The organism is Microbacterium sp. NPDC057741, assembly GCF_042798735.1.
In the GTDB taxonomy this organism is placed as follows: domain Bacteria; phylum Actinomycetota; class Actinomycetes; order Actinomycetales; family Microbacteriaceae; genus Microbacterium.
The window spans coordinates 177,698-191,485 of the sequence record NZ_JBHVJW010000006.1; the positions used below are offsets into that span (position 1 = coordinate 177,698).

Below are 13,788 nucleotides of genomic sequence, written 5' to 3' on the forward strand. Positions count from 1 at the left end.
TCCTGTTGCGTCGTTGCTCGGGTTCATCGCCAAAGTGTTTGGCGATGACGTCATCTCTCAGCCCAGCGGGTGAGTGCTGTTCGACTCGCGTCATCCCTTCACCGAACCCGTCGTCAGTCCTTCGATGAGCTGCTTGCGCAGGCTGATGAAGATGATGATGGTCGGCACAGCGGCGAGCGCGGCGCCGGCCAGCACGAGACCATATTCGGTCGTGTACGCATTGCGCAGGGAGTTGAGGCCCAAAGGCAATGTGAACAGTTCCTGGTTCGTGACGATGATGTTCGGCCACACGAAGTCGTTGTACACGGCGAGGAACTGCCACACGAACAGAGCCGCCAAAGCGGGCCGAACCACCGGGAGAATCACACCGATGAAGATCCGCCACTCCGACGCCCCGTCGATTCGCGCGGCTTCGATCATCTCCGAGGGGACCGAAACGGTGAATTGGCGCATCATGAAGACGCCGAAGGCTGGGCAGATGAACGGGATCGCATATGCGAGGACGTTGTTGGCCAGGCCCATCTTCGAGACCTCGAAGAACATCGGCACCATGATCAGCGAGAACGGGATCACCAGCGCCGACAGAACAATGCTGAAGAGTACGCTGCTCCCCGCGAACCGAAACTTCGCGAACCCGTAACCGACCATTGCCGAGAGAAAGGTGGAGAGCGCCCCGACAGCGACAGCAAAGAGCATGGAGATGAGGAACCATCGCCAGAAAGGCACACCGGAGAAGAGTGCGTCGTAGTTCGCAAACGTCCACGTGCGAGGGAACAGTGAGAAGCCCGGCGCAAACAACTCGCCTTGCGTCTTGAACGACGCGAATACTCCCCACAGCACCGGTCCCACGGAGATGAGCAGCCAGATCAACAGGAAAGCGTACGAGAGCACGACCCATCGCCCGTTCCTGAACGTCCGGCGATGCAGGGCGGGACGATTCGCCGGCAGCGGGGCAGGAACCCGTCGCGTCGCATTGAGCGAGTCGGTCGAGGCGATCATTCGTCCTTTCCTCCGATTCCGAACAGGGTCGTCATCAAGCGGGACAAGAAGAACACAGCGACGAAGAGGACAATGCCGGCAGCACTGGCCTCCCCGTACAGGCCCTGCTGGAACGCAATGCGATATATGTAAACGGCGACGCTGATGGTCGAGTTGTCGGGCCCACCTGCCGTGAGGATGAACGGCTCCTCGAAGATCTGAGACGTGCCTGCGATGACGATGACGACGACGAAGGCGGAGACCGGCTTGAGCGCCGGCAGAGTCACGGTCGTGAACGAGCGCCAGACACCACCGCCGTCCAGCGCGACGGCTTCATACTGCTCTTGCGGGACATTTTGCAGCCCTGCGAGGAAGAAGATCATGACGTAGCCCGTGTACCGCCAGAGCATGACGATCAGGATCGCCCATCGTGCCAACTCACTCGTCTCGAGCCACCCGAGGGGCGGCAGTCCGACGAGTCCGCCCAATACCGCATTGAGCAGGCCGCTCTGCCGGGCGAAGATGATGTTGAACACCAAGGACACGACGACGCCGGACAGGATGATCGGGACGAAGTAGACCGTCCGGAAGAAGTTCTTGAATCGCACACCGCGGGAGTTCAGCACTGAGGCGATCAGCAGCGACAGCGGCATGATGGCGACGAGCGCCAGGGCCACGTAGAAGAGCGTGTTCACTGCTGCGGCGCCGAAGAGCGGATCCGTGAACAGCCAGACATAGTTCCGCAAACCGACGAAGGTCATGTCCCCCAGGGCTGGCCATTCGTGGAGACTCAGCCACATCGCGAAAATCACAGGCCCGACGATGAACACGAGGAACGGGATGAAGAACGGGCTGATGAACAGGTACGGTGTGAGCGCAGCGCGCCGTCGTGCCCAGGCATCACCCCTGGGCGCCACGAGACGAGATCTCACTCCAGGCGGCGCGAGAATCGCGGCGGTCGTCGTGGGATGCGCATCGGAGTGAAGCATGCGTTCTACCGGTTCGCCGCGGCGATGATGTCCTTGATCGCCTGTTCGGCGGTCTTCTTGCCTTGGAAGGCATTCGGCACTTCCGTGTTGGCTGCCGCTACAAGCGCAGCGTACCGCTCGGCCTGCGGCTGCGTGGGCGCGCTCTCGGCTAGCGGTTTGTAAACGTCCATCACCTTCTGGCCGCCAAGGAATTCGTCTTCCTTGGCGGTGACCCGGGAGTCCTCCCACGCCGCCTTCAGAGTGGGAAGATAACCCTGGTCCAGGAACTTCTGAACCTGCCCGTCGACCGTCCCGAAGCCGTCCTGCAGCAGCTTCACCGCAGCCTCGGCCGCGGGGTGATTCTTCGAAACGGCGAAACCCGTTCCCCCCGACACCGAGGTCTTGAAGCCGCCTTCTGCGAAGACCGGAGGGACACTGATGGCCCACTTGCCCGCCTGCTCCGGCATGTTCGCCTGGAAGAAGTACGCGTTCATCCAGTCGGCGCCCAGTATCGAGATCGCCTTGTCTGCTTTGACCATGCCTGCGGCGGGCCCGGACCAGAAATCGGCCACGACCCCGATTGCACCGCCGGCCACGGCATCGACGATCCACTGCAGGATCTTCGTCGCCTCGCGGACATCGATCACGACCTTGCCGTCAGAATCGAACATCTGGACATCGCGCTGCATGAGCATCGACATGAAGTAACCGGAGTCCGTCACTGCCTGCACGCCCAGGTGGACGCCGTGCTTGGCGTACAGCTCATTGCCCACCTTCAGGTAGTCGTCCCAGGTGGCGAGCGTGGCGGGGAGCTTGTACTTCTCCCAGAGGTCAACGCGGTTGTAAAGGGTGCACAGCGTGTATGCCGCCTCCATGCCCATGATCTTGCCGTTGATCCTGTACGGATCCACTCGGGATGCGAAGAAGTCAGATTCCGGCGCGCCGAGCTTTCCGGTGAGATCGACGAGAACCTGCTCGCCGATGTTGTTCTTCATGAATCGGGAGACCGTGGAGATCTCCATGCCGAGCAGCCCAGGGATGTCCCCGTCGGCCTGGTATGCGGCGAGCGCCTTTGTGATCACGTCCCCAGCGTTCGTTTTCACCTGTTTGAGGTCGTACTCGAACGGGCCCTTCTTCGTCAGAGCGGCGGCACGTCCGGAGAAGAAGTTGAAGAAGCCGTCGTCGTTGCTCCAGATCGGGAGTTCGACCTTGCCTCCGGACGCGGGCTGCGGAGAGCCGCTGTCCCCGCATCCGGCCATCAACGGCAGGAGTGCGGTGGCTGCGAGCCCGCCGAGCAAGGCGCGCCGAGTGACATTCAGTGATGTGATCTTCGCCTCCATGTGGGGCATTCCTTTCACTTGTGTTCTGCGCGGATACGCGGGTCGTATCCACGCAGGTGCTCACATTCTTGGCGTCGACCGTGACGACAGCGAGCCGGTGCTGGAGTGGGCCGAAGCGAACGCTGACCTGCCTGAAGCATACAGGTACGACGTCGTATGTCAACGTGCTAGTCTCCACGATGATGGGGCGGTTCACGACGAGGTGAAGGAGAAGAACCAGATGCTGGCACTGAGGTGGCATGGCCGCGGCGATGTCCGATTGGACGAGGTGGCCCCGCCCGCCTCGCCGACTCGCGGATGGGTGACGGTCCGAGTGCGGTGCTGCGGGATCTGCGGGACAGACATCGAGGAGTGGCGAGACGGCCCCATCTTCATGCCGGTGAATCGGCCCGATCCGCTGACCGGGAGCCTGGCTCCGATTACGCTCGGCCACGAGTTCGCGGGGGACGTCGTTGCGGTGGGTCCGGGTGTGACCGAACTCGCAGCCGGCGATCGCGTCGGCGTCGAGGCACTGCTCGGATGCGAGGGATGCCTCGCTTGCCGCAGCGGCGCGCGCAACAGATGTCAATCGCTCTCCGCCGCAGGGCTGATGTTTGACGGTGGGCTCACCGAATTCGTTAACGTGCCGGCATCGATGTGCGTCGCGATCCCCGCAGGACTCTCGTACGAGGCGGCGGCGCTCGCCGAGCCGCTCTCGGTCGCAGTGCGTGCCCTGAGGCGAGGGTCACTGTGCGAAGGGCAGTCCGTTGTGATTCAGGGAGCCGGGGCAGTCGGGCTGCTCGCCGTCCAGGTTGCGCGCGCGATGGGTGCATCCCGAGTCACCGTGGTCGAGCCCGACAGCGCACGTCGCGAGATGGCCCACGCGTTGGGCGCTGATCTCGCCATCGCGCCTTCGACCGCGATCGCCGACGACCTGCTTGGAGACGTCGTAGTCGAGTGCTCCGGCGCGCACGCCGCGCTTGAGCAGAGCATCTCGCACGCCCGCAGCGGCGGACGAGTCGTCTTCGTCGGCATCGCACCGGACACGATCACGCTCCGCCCGCTCGACCTGATTCTCCGCGAGATCTCTGTGACGGGAAGCCTGTCTCATCAACGGGAGACGGACTACGCCGAGGCGATCGACATCATCTGCTCCGGCCGAGTCCAGGTCGACCCGCTCATCACAGCGCGCGTGCCACTCTCCCGAGCGATGAGCGGGGCGTTCACTGAGCTGCTCGAGCGCGGTGGGACGCACGTCAAGATCATGATCGTGCCGAACGCGCCCGATTTCTCCGAGTGATCAGGTGGGCGGCCGACGCGTTCCGATGCGGCCGCCCACCCGCTACATCACTTCGTCCAGGTGCTCCCGCGCGAACAGGATGTGCTTGCGCATCGCGTCATGTGCAGCCGGACCATCCGCGGCCAGGATCGCATCGAGTATCCGCTGATGATCCTGGTGCGCGTGATCAAGTGCGCCGGTGATGTGATTGGTGAGCCGCCTCGCGATGAGAAGCGGTTCACTGAGCTGACGGAACAATTCGGGCGCAAGCGAGTTGCCCGAGGCCTCGACTATCGCCTCATGGAATGCGCTGTCGGCCATCGCGTAGGCCTCGGGTTCGCCCCGCACGGACTCCATCTCACCGAACGCATCCTGGATGCGCTGCAGCGCAGTGGCATCCTGCTTCTCTGCTGCCAGGCTGGCGAATTCGGGTTCCAGGCCCAGCCGCATCGCCATGAGGTCTGCGAGGACCGTGGCCGCGCCCTCGTTCTCCAGCCGCGCAGCCATGACCCAGGAGTCCAGTTGACGCCACTCCGACTGGTCGTTCACGACAGTGCCGCGTCCGCGGTCGATACGGATCAGCCCCTTCTCAACAAGTACTCGAATCGACTCGCGCACGACCGTGCGGCTGACCACGAACTCGGCTCCGATCTGCGGCTCGGTCGGCAACGTGTCCCCTGCAGCAAGCTGCCCTGAGACGATGCGGCGCACCATCTCCCGGACCACAGTGGTCCACAGCGACTTCCCCCGCGCGGTGATCGCTTCGGTGGAACTCATGAGTCTCCGTTCACTTGAAGCCGACGTCGAGCGCCGGTTGCTCAGGATGGACATGCCCGCCACATCAGCACCGGCCTGCGCACGACGAGTCTACGCATCGACCCGCCAAGGCGTCGAAGGCAGCCCGCGCACCCCGGCGTCGACAGAGAACACCGAACCCGCCAGAGGCTGGGTGGCGAGCGCCTCATCCGTCAGCCCGAGCCGGGCACTAGTCACGATCAGCAGGTCCAGGTCGGGCCCCGCGAAGCAGACGCTCGTGAGCTGCGTCGCCGGCAGGACGATCTCCCGGTCCAACTCCCCTCCAGGAAGATAGCGTCGCACCCGACCGGCGCCGTGCATGGCTACCCAGACGGCCCCCTCCGCGTCGACAGTGAGCCCGTCAGGGAGACCGTCGACCGGCTCAACCGATGCGAGCACCCGCCGACCGGAAGCTTTACCGGAGTCCACGTCGTAGTCGTAGGCATAGACGACGAAGTCCCCAGAGTCGATGAAGTACAACGTCGCGCCATCGGGCGACCATCCCAATCCGTTGGCTAGCTTGACGGGAGATTCGACCGTCGTCAGTTGCGCGGAGTCGGCACGTACATGGAGTCGATACAGCTCGCCGTGCTCCGCACCGGACTGCCAGTCGTACGGCATCGTCCCACCGTACGCACGACCACGCGGGTCAACCTTCCCGTCATTGAAGCGAATCGTGGGAACGTCAGCGAGCGGAAGGCACAGGTCGACGATCTCTCCCTCCGGCGAGCGCAGTTGGAAACCGTCGCGCACCATCAACAGAAGCTCGCCGGACCTCTGTGTCGGCAGCACGGCGCCGATGTGTCGATCGACAGTCGTCGTCTCGAATCCTCCCTTCAGATCGTCACGGAAATACTGTTTGGAAAGAATGTCGACCCAATAGAGCGCCTGCCCCACCGAATCCCAGACCGGTCCCTCTCCGACGAGGTTCTCCGCTTGGCGGAGCACCTTCACTTGCGACATGTCAATTCCCTTGTTCGATGGTTATTACCAGCCGTCGTATCGGCTAGTGGGCGGCCGTGCGCCGTGTCGCGAATGCGTCGGATTCGAGCAGCTCGGGACGGATGTGAACACCGTGACCGGGTGCATCCGAGACCTGGAGCCGGTCCCCGGTGACCACCGGCAGCCCTACCACGAGCTCGGCGTACCAGGTACGCAGGAATGCGCGGACAGTCTCCTGCATCAGGCCGTTCGGCTGGCTGGCCGCGATATGGGCGGAGGCGGCAAGCGTGGCGGGCCCCGTGCAGTCATGCGGGGCAACCGGAACGCCATACGCGTCGGCCAGCGAGGCGATCTTTCGCGCTTCACCGACACCGCCGCACCACTGCACGTCGACGGTCGCATAGTCAATGACGCCCGCGCGCAGCAGTGGCAGGAAACCGTTGCGTCCCCCTGCCGTCTCCCCAGTCGCGATCGGCACGTCCGGCACGTCCCGACGGAGTTGGATGAGAGCGTCGACCGCGTCGGGTCGGATCGGATCCTCGACCCAGAGCGGGTCGAAATGAGCGACTTCGCGCATGATCGTCGCTGCGGGACGCCTGAGCCAGTTGCTGTGGAGCTCGAGCATTACGTCGATGCGGTTGCCTACGGCGTCGCGGATGTCTTGGAATATCTGCAGTCCCGCATCAAGATCTCGCGAGCTGATCTGCGTGCCCTGTGTGCGTTCTGCCGCCTGATCGAACGGCCAGATCTTCATCGCGGTGATGCCATCCGCCAAGAGTGATTCGGCGAGCGCCGCAGGTCGATTGAGGAAGGCGTCCAGGTCATCCAATTCGCCGGCCGCGGCACCGCGTAGCCCCCAGCTGGCCGATGAGTTCTGCGCGATACTCGTGCGCACGTAATCGGCACCCGCGCACGTGTTGTAGGTACGGAGGGTCTTGCGCACCGGGCCGCCGAAGAGCTGCGCCAAGCTCTTGCCGGACTGCTTCCCAAGGATGTCCCACAATGCCAACTCGATGGCCCCATTGCCGCGTGTCTCGGCACCGGCGCCCTGGTAGCCGAGATAGGGACGCAAGGCGAGCTGCGCACCCTCGGGCGTGACGTCGTCCATGGCGAGGAGGATGGGCGCCGCCGACTCGTGGATGTAAGTCTGCACGGTGGGCGGATCGAAGAACGCCTCACCCAGGCCGACAGTGCCGTCGTCTGCTACCAGCCGGAGAAACAGCAGATTCGACTGAATAGCCGGCCGCAAGGTCTCGACAACGGCGATTTTCATACGGTGGCCTCCTTAGGCTGCCAGCACTATCGTGCGGAACAGTCACGACTATACACGTATGACGTCATATGCAATGATGTACTCGGATACGTCGTGGAGTGCGCTCGAGAGATCTGCCATCACACTGCGGCGACCGCTCAGTGACCTCCAACTTCCCAGAAGAGAAGCACATGACCGACTCCACCGCGAGCCTCACCAATGAGGCCTCCATGCTCACCGCCGTGCGCGAGCGCATCTACACGCCCGTGGTCTGCGACATCCTCGATGAGATGGGCCGACTCAACCAATTCCTTCCGCCGGAGATCCGGCCGATGGAGCGGCAAATGAAGCTCGTGGGCAGGGCTATGCCTGTGCTGACCCGCGACATCCACGGATCGAGGACGGTTCCGTTCGGCCGCATGATGGAGGCGTTGGACCAGCTGGATTCTGACGAGGTGTACGTCAGTGTCACGGGCCGATCGCTGGCCGCGGCGTGGGGCGAGATTATGACGGCGACCGCGCGTCAGCGCGGAGCGACCGGTGCGGTCATCGACGGATTCCACCGCGACACCCACGCCGTCCTCGAACAGGACTTCCCGGTGTTCTCGCGCGGCAGTTACGCCCTGGACACCCGTCCGCGTGCGGCCGTGGTCGACTACCGAGTGTCGGCAACGATCGGTTCGGTGACGATCAACCCGGGCGATCTCGTGATCGGTGACATCGATGGCGTGGTGATCATCCCGCGCGAGATCGAGCATGAAGTACTGGAGCGAGCGCTGGAGAAGGCAGGCAAGGAGAACACCGTCCGCGCGGAGATCGAGGCAGGTGTCTCCGCATCCGACGTGTTCAGGAAGTACGGAATCCTCTGACCCGACAGCACCAGCTTCTGGTGCCGCGTCGAGGCCGTTTCGTGCTAAGACCCGCTCGAACTCGACCAGCGACCTGACGTGCCGATTTCCGTCCGCCGATCAAGACCTTGACGTCGGCGTCAGACGAATAGTCGATCGTCGCGGCGCGCCAACCGAAGTCTCGACGGTCTTCGGCGAACGTCGTCTGAGCGCCTTTCTGGATCGGGTAGACGTCCTGGAAGCGTTGCCGTTCGCGCCCACTCCGAGGATGTGCTCGTCGTCATCCGCGGGTAGATATATGTACTTCAGGATCGGGTCCGCTGGCGAGGTCTTCGGCGTGTGACTACCGAAGTTGTCCCTGAGCCTGTCCGAAGGACATGACGGTCCGACGGAAGTCCCTGCGGGTGGTATCGAGACCCGTTACCAACGGTGTACGTCACCCGGTACTGGTTCTTCTAGTGAGAGCTCGTTCCGATGGGCTGTGGCTGCTTCAGGGGCGGGTGTTGAACGACGACGAGATCAGTCCGATGAACATCCTCCGGTAGTCCTAGGAGTCGAGCGGAACCTTCCACGCCCCCGTGCCGTTGCCGGATGGTATGCCGCCGCTCGTGACATCGTTCTGGACGGTCCCGTTCAGCGCTCACTTTTGCCGGTCCAGGCGACAGTCGTCATCTGCCTGAAGGAGCTGCCCGCGTGTCTTGCCTGCTCATGGAGTGCTCACGAACGACGGGGTGTCGCGCTTACAGCGAGACGACTATCCCGTCGCGTCGGGCCTCCTCGGCCGCGAACACGACTCGGTGACTCGCCATGCTCGCCGAGATGCTGCTGGACATCTGCTCGGGAGAGGCTTCCCGCAGTGCTGCGATGAACGCCGTGATCAGCCCCTTGTCGCCGCCACCGTGCCCCGTGGCGGCGTCGAAGCCGAGCTCGTCCGTGTCGTAGACGGTGGTCTTCAGCGTGCGGAAGTCGTAGACGCTGATCATCCGGCCGTCACCGGTGATCTGGCCTGCGGTGCCGAACAGCCGGGTCTTGCGGTTGGAGCCCTCGACGAAGGCGGTGAGCGTGAAGCTCGCGAGTCGTCCGTCGGTGAACTCGAGCTGCACGGTCTGGTGGTCCACCACGTCGTTGTCGCAGGTGTACACGCATCGGCCCCAGGGACCCGTCTCGAGCGCCCGGTCGATCGCCTCCGGGGTGACCTCGCCGGCCATCACCAGCGCGTTGTACTCCTCGGCGGAACCGGGGTTGTTCAGGCCGCTGCGGTAGAACCGCACGGCGTTGAACGCGCACGCGTCGGCGACCGGGCAGGTCACGCAGCGGTCGGACGCGCCCTCGGGCTGAGACTCCTTGCGGAAGTAGCCGAGCGAGCCGAAGGAGCTCACGCGCTCGACGGGCCTGCCCATGATGTGCAGCAGCCAGTCGATGTCGTGGCACGACTTGGCCAGCAGCAGGCTGTGCGCTGTCGCGGAGCGCGCCCAGTTGCCGCGCACGAACGAGTGCGCGAAGTGGTGATGCCCGATCGGCTCGAGGTGCTCGATCTGCATGATGTCGCCGATCGCACCGTCGCCGAGCAGCTGCCGCAGCTTCTGCGTGTACGTCGTGTACCGCAGCACGTGGCACACGGTGACGCTCACGCCGTTCGCCTTTGCCGCGTTCTCGATGTCGTCGCAGTCCTCGGGGCTGGTCGCGATCGGCTTCTCCAGCAGAATGTGGTAGCCCGCCTCGGCGAAGGCCACGCTCGCATCGCGGTGCAGATCGTCGGGGAGTGACACGATCACGGCATCCGCGAGGCGGGGCTGCGCGACGAGGTCCTGCCAGTCGTCGAAGACCACGGCATCCGGGAACAGGCGCCGGAAGCGAGCCACCGTGACCGGATTCTTCTCGGCTACCGCGACGACCTCGACACCGGGCAGCTTCGCGGCCTCGGCAGCATACGCGTGGCCGCGCATGCCGGCACCCACGACCGCCAGCCGGATCTCGCGGACGTCGGTCTCAACCCTTGGCTGCACCACTGAGCAGTCCCTTCACGAAGTACTTCTGCAGGAAGATGAACAGGATCACGATCGGGATCGTGGCGAGCACCATGTAGGCGAACACCGCCCCGTAGTTCGACACGTGCTCGCTGATCTGTCGGTACATCCCCACCGTCACCGTGCTGCCGCTGCCCGGCCCCAGGATGATCAGGGGAGTGATGAAGTCGTTCCACAGCCCCACGGCCAGGAAGATGATGACGCTCGCGCCCGCCGGTCGGAGCAGGGGGAACACGATCGCCCAGAACGTGCGGATCGGGCCGGCTCCGTCGATCGCGGCGGCCTCCTCGATCTCCTTCGGGATCGTGCGCATGAATCCGGTGAACACGAGCACACCGAACGGCAGGTTGCCGGCCACGTAAACGACGATCAGGCCGAAGACCGAGCCGATCATGCCGAAGTCGTTCAGCATGCGCAGCAGGGGCAGCAGTGTTGTTGCCTGCGGGATCATCAGGCCGAGCGGGATGGCGATCCACAGAGCCTTCGCGAACCAGCTCTTCGAGCGCACCATGTAGTGCGCCATCATCGCGGCGATGACCGTGGAGACCAGGGTGCCGATGACCGTGATCTGGATGCTGTTGATCAGGCCGGTCCAGAACAGCGCATCCGGGCGCGTGAACACATCGATGAAGTTCTGCCACGTCAGCGGCAGCACCGGCATCCCGGGGTACTTGTAGATGTCCTCCTGCGTCTTGAAGGCGTTCAGCAGCACGAGGTAGATCGGGTAGATGAAGATCGCGGTCACGACGAGCGCGATGATCGTGCGGATCGGGCCCGCGCCGCTCGCCTCCAGGCCGCGCTGACGGCGACGGCGCTTCTTGCCGCCGTCGTTTCCGGTGATGAGGGCTTCTGTCGCGCCCATGGGTTCTGCAGTGATCACAGGTCCACCTCCCGCTTGCGCATGATCTTCATCGAGAGCAGCGAGATCAGCGCGATGATGAGGAACATCACCGCGGCCTTCGCTGCGCTGTAGCCCACCGCCCCGGCGCTGAGACCGGTCTCGACGACGTCGAAGGCGAGTGTGGAGGTCGTGCCGACACCGGGTCCGCCGTTGGTCATGACCTTCACCTGGTCGTAGATCTTGAAGCCGGCGATCATCTGCAGCACGGTCATGATGGTGACGGACGGGGCCAGCAGCGGCCAGGTCACGGCCCAGAACCGCCGCACCGGACCGGCGCCGTCGATGGCTGCCGCCTCGAGCAGCTCCTTGGGGATGCTCTGCAGTCCGGCCAGGTACAGCACCACGCACACGCCGACGGACTGCCAGGCGACGATGGCACCGACGCTGTACAGCGCGATGTTCGGATCGGACAGCCATCCCGGCGGGTGGTCTGTGAAGTTCCGCAGCACCGAGTTGATCAGTCCGTCGTCCTTCAGCAGCAGCTGCCAGACGACCGCGACGACGACCGACGAGAGGATGACGGGCACGAAGAAGACGGCGCGCATCGCGTTGAACACCCACCCGCTGCGATCGAGCAGGATGGCGATGCTGAGGCCGAGCGCGTTCGGAACGACGATGGCGATGATCGTGAGGATCACCGTGTTTCCTAGGGTCTGCAGATAGGCCGGGTCGGAGAACAGCTTGAGGTAGTTCTCGAACCACACGAACGACGTGGTGGCCCGGTATGCATCCTCGTTCGTCAAGCTCGACCAGAACGCGAGCAGCAGCGGCCAGAGCACGAACACGGCGTACAGCGCGGCGCCGGGAAGCGCGAACAGGAGGAAATGAGCGGGATTGCGCGGGGTCTTCCTGCGCGCGGCCTGAGTGGTCTGGGTTGTCATGAGGGCGTCTTCGCTTCGGGCATCTGTTGCGGAAAAGGGGACGGGCTCCGGTTCGGGGCCGGTGCCCGTCCCCCGTGGGGCCGCTGCTTACTTCTGCGCGGCTGCGTACTGCTCGTCGAGGTACTTCGCGAAGTCCTGCGGCGAGGTCTTGCCGGTGAGCAGGTCGACGTTGGCCGGGATCAGCTTGTCGTTGAAGCCCGGCGGCAGGGCGCCGTCACCGGTGATGTTGCCCCAGGCGGGAACCGTGGCACCGGCTTCGGCCGCCGTGTCGTAGGCCGCCACCATCTCCTTGTACAGCGCGCCGACGGTGACGGGGTACTCGTAACCCTTCACCGTCACGATCGCCCCGTCGGTGATCACCGTCGAGTCCAGGTTCTCCTTGTCGGTCGAGAAGGCCAGCGACCACTTCTTCGCGAGCTCGACGTTCTTCGAGCTCGCGTTGACGTTCATGCCTGCGCCGGTCACGACCGGGAACGCCGGCTTGCCGTCATCGCTCGGCCAGCCGAAGACGCCGATGTTGGTCAGCTTCTTGCCGTCGGCCGCTGCGGTGAACCACGAGCCCATCGGGTACATGGCCGCCTTGCCGTCGAGGAACGCCTGCTCCAGGTCGGCGTAGGTGCGGGTCATGCCGTCGGGGTCGGTGAAGCCGTCCTTGACGAGCTTCTGCACCTTGCCCGCCGATGCGACGAACTCGGAGTCGGCGAACTTCACCTCGTCCTTCTCGCGCTTCAGGAACCACTCCGGATCGGAGATGAGCACGTCTGCCGAGACGGCGCCGTTGAGGGCGAAGGTCGTCGCCCAGGTGTCCTTGCCGCCGCCGCCGATCTCGAAGGGCGTGATGCCCGCGGACTTCAGCTTCGCGGCATCTTCGAGCAGCTCGTCGTAGGTCTTCGGCGGGGCCGAGATGCCCGCCTTCTCGAAGAGGTCCTTGTTGTAGTAGACGAGCGGGATCGCCTGGGCGCCGGTCGGGATGCCGTAGAACTTGCCGCCGATGGTGCCGGAGGTGAAGTCGGTGATGCCCGCCGCCTCCAGTTCGTCCTTCGTGTACTCGGCGAGCTTGCCCTGCTGCGCGAGTCCGTTCGCGATGCCGGCGGCGAAGATGTCGGGGGCCTGCCCCGAGGCGAACAGCTGCTGCGCGTAGGCGGGGGTGTTCTCGCCGACGACCTTCTTGATCTTGACGCCGGGGACCTTCTTGGATGCTCGGGCGATGGCGGCGTCCCAGTACTCGGGAGTGAGGTTCGGGGACTCCGAGACCAGGAAGGTCAGGGTGACGTCGCCGTCCTTGCCGGAATCATCTGCCGCTGGCGCACCGGCCGTGCAGCCGGTGAGGGCAACGGCCGCGGCCGCGATGCCGCCCACGACCAGGTACCGCGTCTTACGCCTTTGTGTACGCACGGGTGTCTCTTTTCTTGGTGGAAGGAGTGCCGCGCGACGACGGGTGCGCCACACTGCACGAGGGTTACCAAAACAAGTTTCGTAATGTCTCGGTTCGGGTAGTTTGGCAGGAGCAAGGGGTACTGTCAACCCGAAATCTCCGCTATTCTCTGGGGGATCGTAAGCGTTCGGGCGATTCGGAAATGAGATTCTTTATGTCGGTC

12 protein-coding genes are annotated in these 13,788 nt (G+C 64.2%); 2 read left to right on the plus strand and 10 right to left on the minus strand.

Annotation, left to right across the window (positions count from 1 at the left end):
- Nucleotides 1–90: 90 nt before the first annotated feature.
- The 3 genes from ACFVDO_RS17470 to ACFVDO_RS17480 form a co-directional block, all read right to left on the minus strand.
- A complete protein-coding gene (locus ACFVDO_RS17470; RefSeq protein ID WP_378858774.1) occupies nucleotides 91–999 on the minus strand; it encodes a carbohydrate ABC transporter permease in 909 nt (302 codons plus the stop codon).
- Complete coding sequence (locus tag ACFVDO_RS17475) at nucleotides 996–1,808, minus strand: carbohydrate ABC transporter permease (RefSeq protein ID WP_378858773.1); 813 nt, start codon at nucleotides 1,806–1,808, stop codon at nucleotides 996–998. The genes ACFVDO_RS17470 and ACFVDO_RS17475 overlap by 4 nt, the downstream gene beginning before the upstream one ends.
- A 164-nt stretch (nucleotides 1,809–1,972) precedes the next feature.
- On the minus strand, nucleotides 1,973–3,286 hold the full coding sequence (locus tag ACFVDO_RS17480; protein WP_378858772.1) for an ABC transporter substrate-binding protein: 1,314 nt from the start codon (nucleotides 3,284–3,286) through the stop codon (nucleotides 1,973–1,975).
- Between ACFVDO_RS17480 and ACFVDO_RS17485 the strand changes: the two genes are divergently transcribed.
- A complete protein-coding gene (locus ACFVDO_RS17485; RefSeq protein ID WP_378858771.1) occupies nucleotides 3,255–4,565 on the plus strand; it encodes a 2,3-butanediol dehydrogenase in 1,311 nt (436 codons plus the stop codon). The genes ACFVDO_RS17480 and ACFVDO_RS17485 overlap by 32 nt on opposite strands.
- A gap of 42 nt (nucleotides 4,566–4,607) precedes the next feature.
- Here the strand turns inward: ACFVDO_RS17485 and ACFVDO_RS17490 are convergent, their stop codons facing one another.
- The 3 genes from ACFVDO_RS17490 to ACFVDO_RS17500 are packed head-to-tail and all read right to left on the minus strand — an operon-like array spanning nucleotide 4,608 to nucleotide 7,554.
- A complete protein-coding gene (locus ACFVDO_RS17490; protein ID WP_378858798.1) occupies nucleotides 4,608–5,375 on the minus strand; it encodes a FadR/GntR family transcriptional regulator in 768 nt (255 codons plus the stop codon).
- A gap of 36 nt (nucleotides 5,376–5,411) precedes the next feature.
- The gene (locus ACFVDO_RS17495) at nucleotides 5,412–6,302 is read right to left on the minus strand and encodes an SMP-30/gluconolactonase/LRE family protein (protein WP_378858770.1); all 891 of its coding nucleotides are present in this window, start codon (nucleotides 6,300–6,302) and stop codon (nucleotides 5,412–5,414) included.
- A gap of 43 nt (nucleotides 6,303–6,345) precedes the next feature.
- Complete coding sequence (locus ACFVDO_RS17500; protein WP_378858769.1) at nucleotides 6,346–7,554, minus strand: mandelate racemase/muconate lactonizing enzyme family protein; 1,209 nt, start codon at nucleotides 7,552–7,554, stop codon at nucleotides 6,346–6,348.
- 170 nt (nucleotides 7,555–7,724) lie between these two features.
- Here ACFVDO_RS17500 and ACFVDO_RS17505 point away from each other — a divergent pair, with 170 nt between their 5' ends.
- On the plus strand, nucleotides 7,725–8,402 hold the full coding sequence (locus ACFVDO_RS17505; protein ID WP_378858768.1) for an RraA family protein: 678 nt from the start codon (nucleotides 7,725–7,727) through the stop codon (nucleotides 8,400–8,402).
- A 719-nt stretch (nucleotides 8,403–9,121) separates the two neighbouring features.
- Here the strand turns inward: ACFVDO_RS17505 and ACFVDO_RS17510 are convergent.
- The 4 genes from ACFVDO_RS17510 to ACFVDO_RS17525 all read right to left on the minus strand — a co-directional run bounded on the left by ACFVDO_RS17510 (nucleotide 9,122) and on the right by ACFVDO_RS17525 (nucleotide 13,585).
- The gene (locus ACFVDO_RS17510) at nucleotides 9,122–10,390 is read right to left on the minus strand and encodes a Gfo/Idh/MocA family protein (protein WP_378858767.1); all 1,269 of its coding nucleotides are present in this window, start codon (nucleotides 10,388–10,390) and stop codon (nucleotides 9,122–9,124) included.
- Nucleotides 10,371–11,288 carry a carbohydrate ABC transporter permease gene (locus ACFVDO_RS17515; RefSeq protein ID WP_378858766.1) on the minus strand — a complete coding sequence of 306 codons (918 nt, stop codon included), beginning with the start codon at nucleotides 11,286–11,288 and terminating at the stop codon, nucleotides 10,371–10,373. Before ACFVDO_RS17515 ends, ACFVDO_RS17510 begins: the two co-directional genes overlap by 20 nt.
- Nucleotides 11,285–12,190 carry a carbohydrate ABC transporter permease gene (locus ACFVDO_RS17520; protein WP_378858765.1) on the minus strand — a complete coding sequence of 302 codons (906 nt, stop codon included), beginning with the start codon at nucleotides 12,188–12,190 and terminating at the stop codon, nucleotides 11,285–11,287. The genes ACFVDO_RS17515 and ACFVDO_RS17520 overlap by 4 nt, the downstream gene beginning before the upstream one ends.
- Nucleotides 12,191–12,277: 87 nt before the next feature.
- Complete coding sequence (locus tag ACFVDO_RS17525; protein WP_378858764.1) at nucleotides 12,278–13,585, minus strand: ABC transporter substrate-binding protein; 1,308 nt, start codon at nucleotides 13,583–13,585, stop codon at nucleotides 12,278–12,280.
- Nucleotides 13,586–13,788 lie beyond the last annotated feature (203 nt).

Bases quoted from the DNA above. Each gene is read 5' to 3' on its own strand.
- ACFVDO_RS17480 (WP_378858772.1), bottom strand. From the start codon at position 3,286: ATGGAGGCGAAGATCACATCACTGAATGTCACTCGGCGCGCCTTGCTC.
- ACFVDO_RS17490 (WP_378858798.1), bottom strand. From the start codon at position 5,375: ATGTCCATCCTGAGCAACCGGCGCTCGACGTCGGCTTCAAGTGAACGG.
- ACFVDO_RS17505 (WP_378858768.1), top strand. From the start codon at position 7,725: ATGACCGACTCCACCGCGAGCCTCACCAATGAGGCCTCCATGCTCACC.
- ACFVDO_RS17520 (WP_378858765.1), bottom strand. From the start codon at position 12,190: ATGACAACCCAGACCACTCAGGCCGCGCGCAGGAAGACCCCGCGCAAT.
- ACFVDO_RS17500 (WP_378858769.1), bottom strand. From the start codon at position 7,554: ATGAAAATCGCCGTTGTCGAGACCTTGCGGCCGGCTATTCAGTCGAAT.
- ACFVDO_RS17470 (WP_378858774.1), bottom strand. From the start codon at position 999: ATGATCGCCTCGACCGACTCGCTCAATGCGACGCGACGGGTTCCTGCC.
- ACFVDO_RS17495 (WP_378858770.1), bottom strand. From the start codon at position 6,302: ATGTCGCAAGTGAAGGTGCTCCGCCAAGCGGAGAACCTCGTCGGAGAG.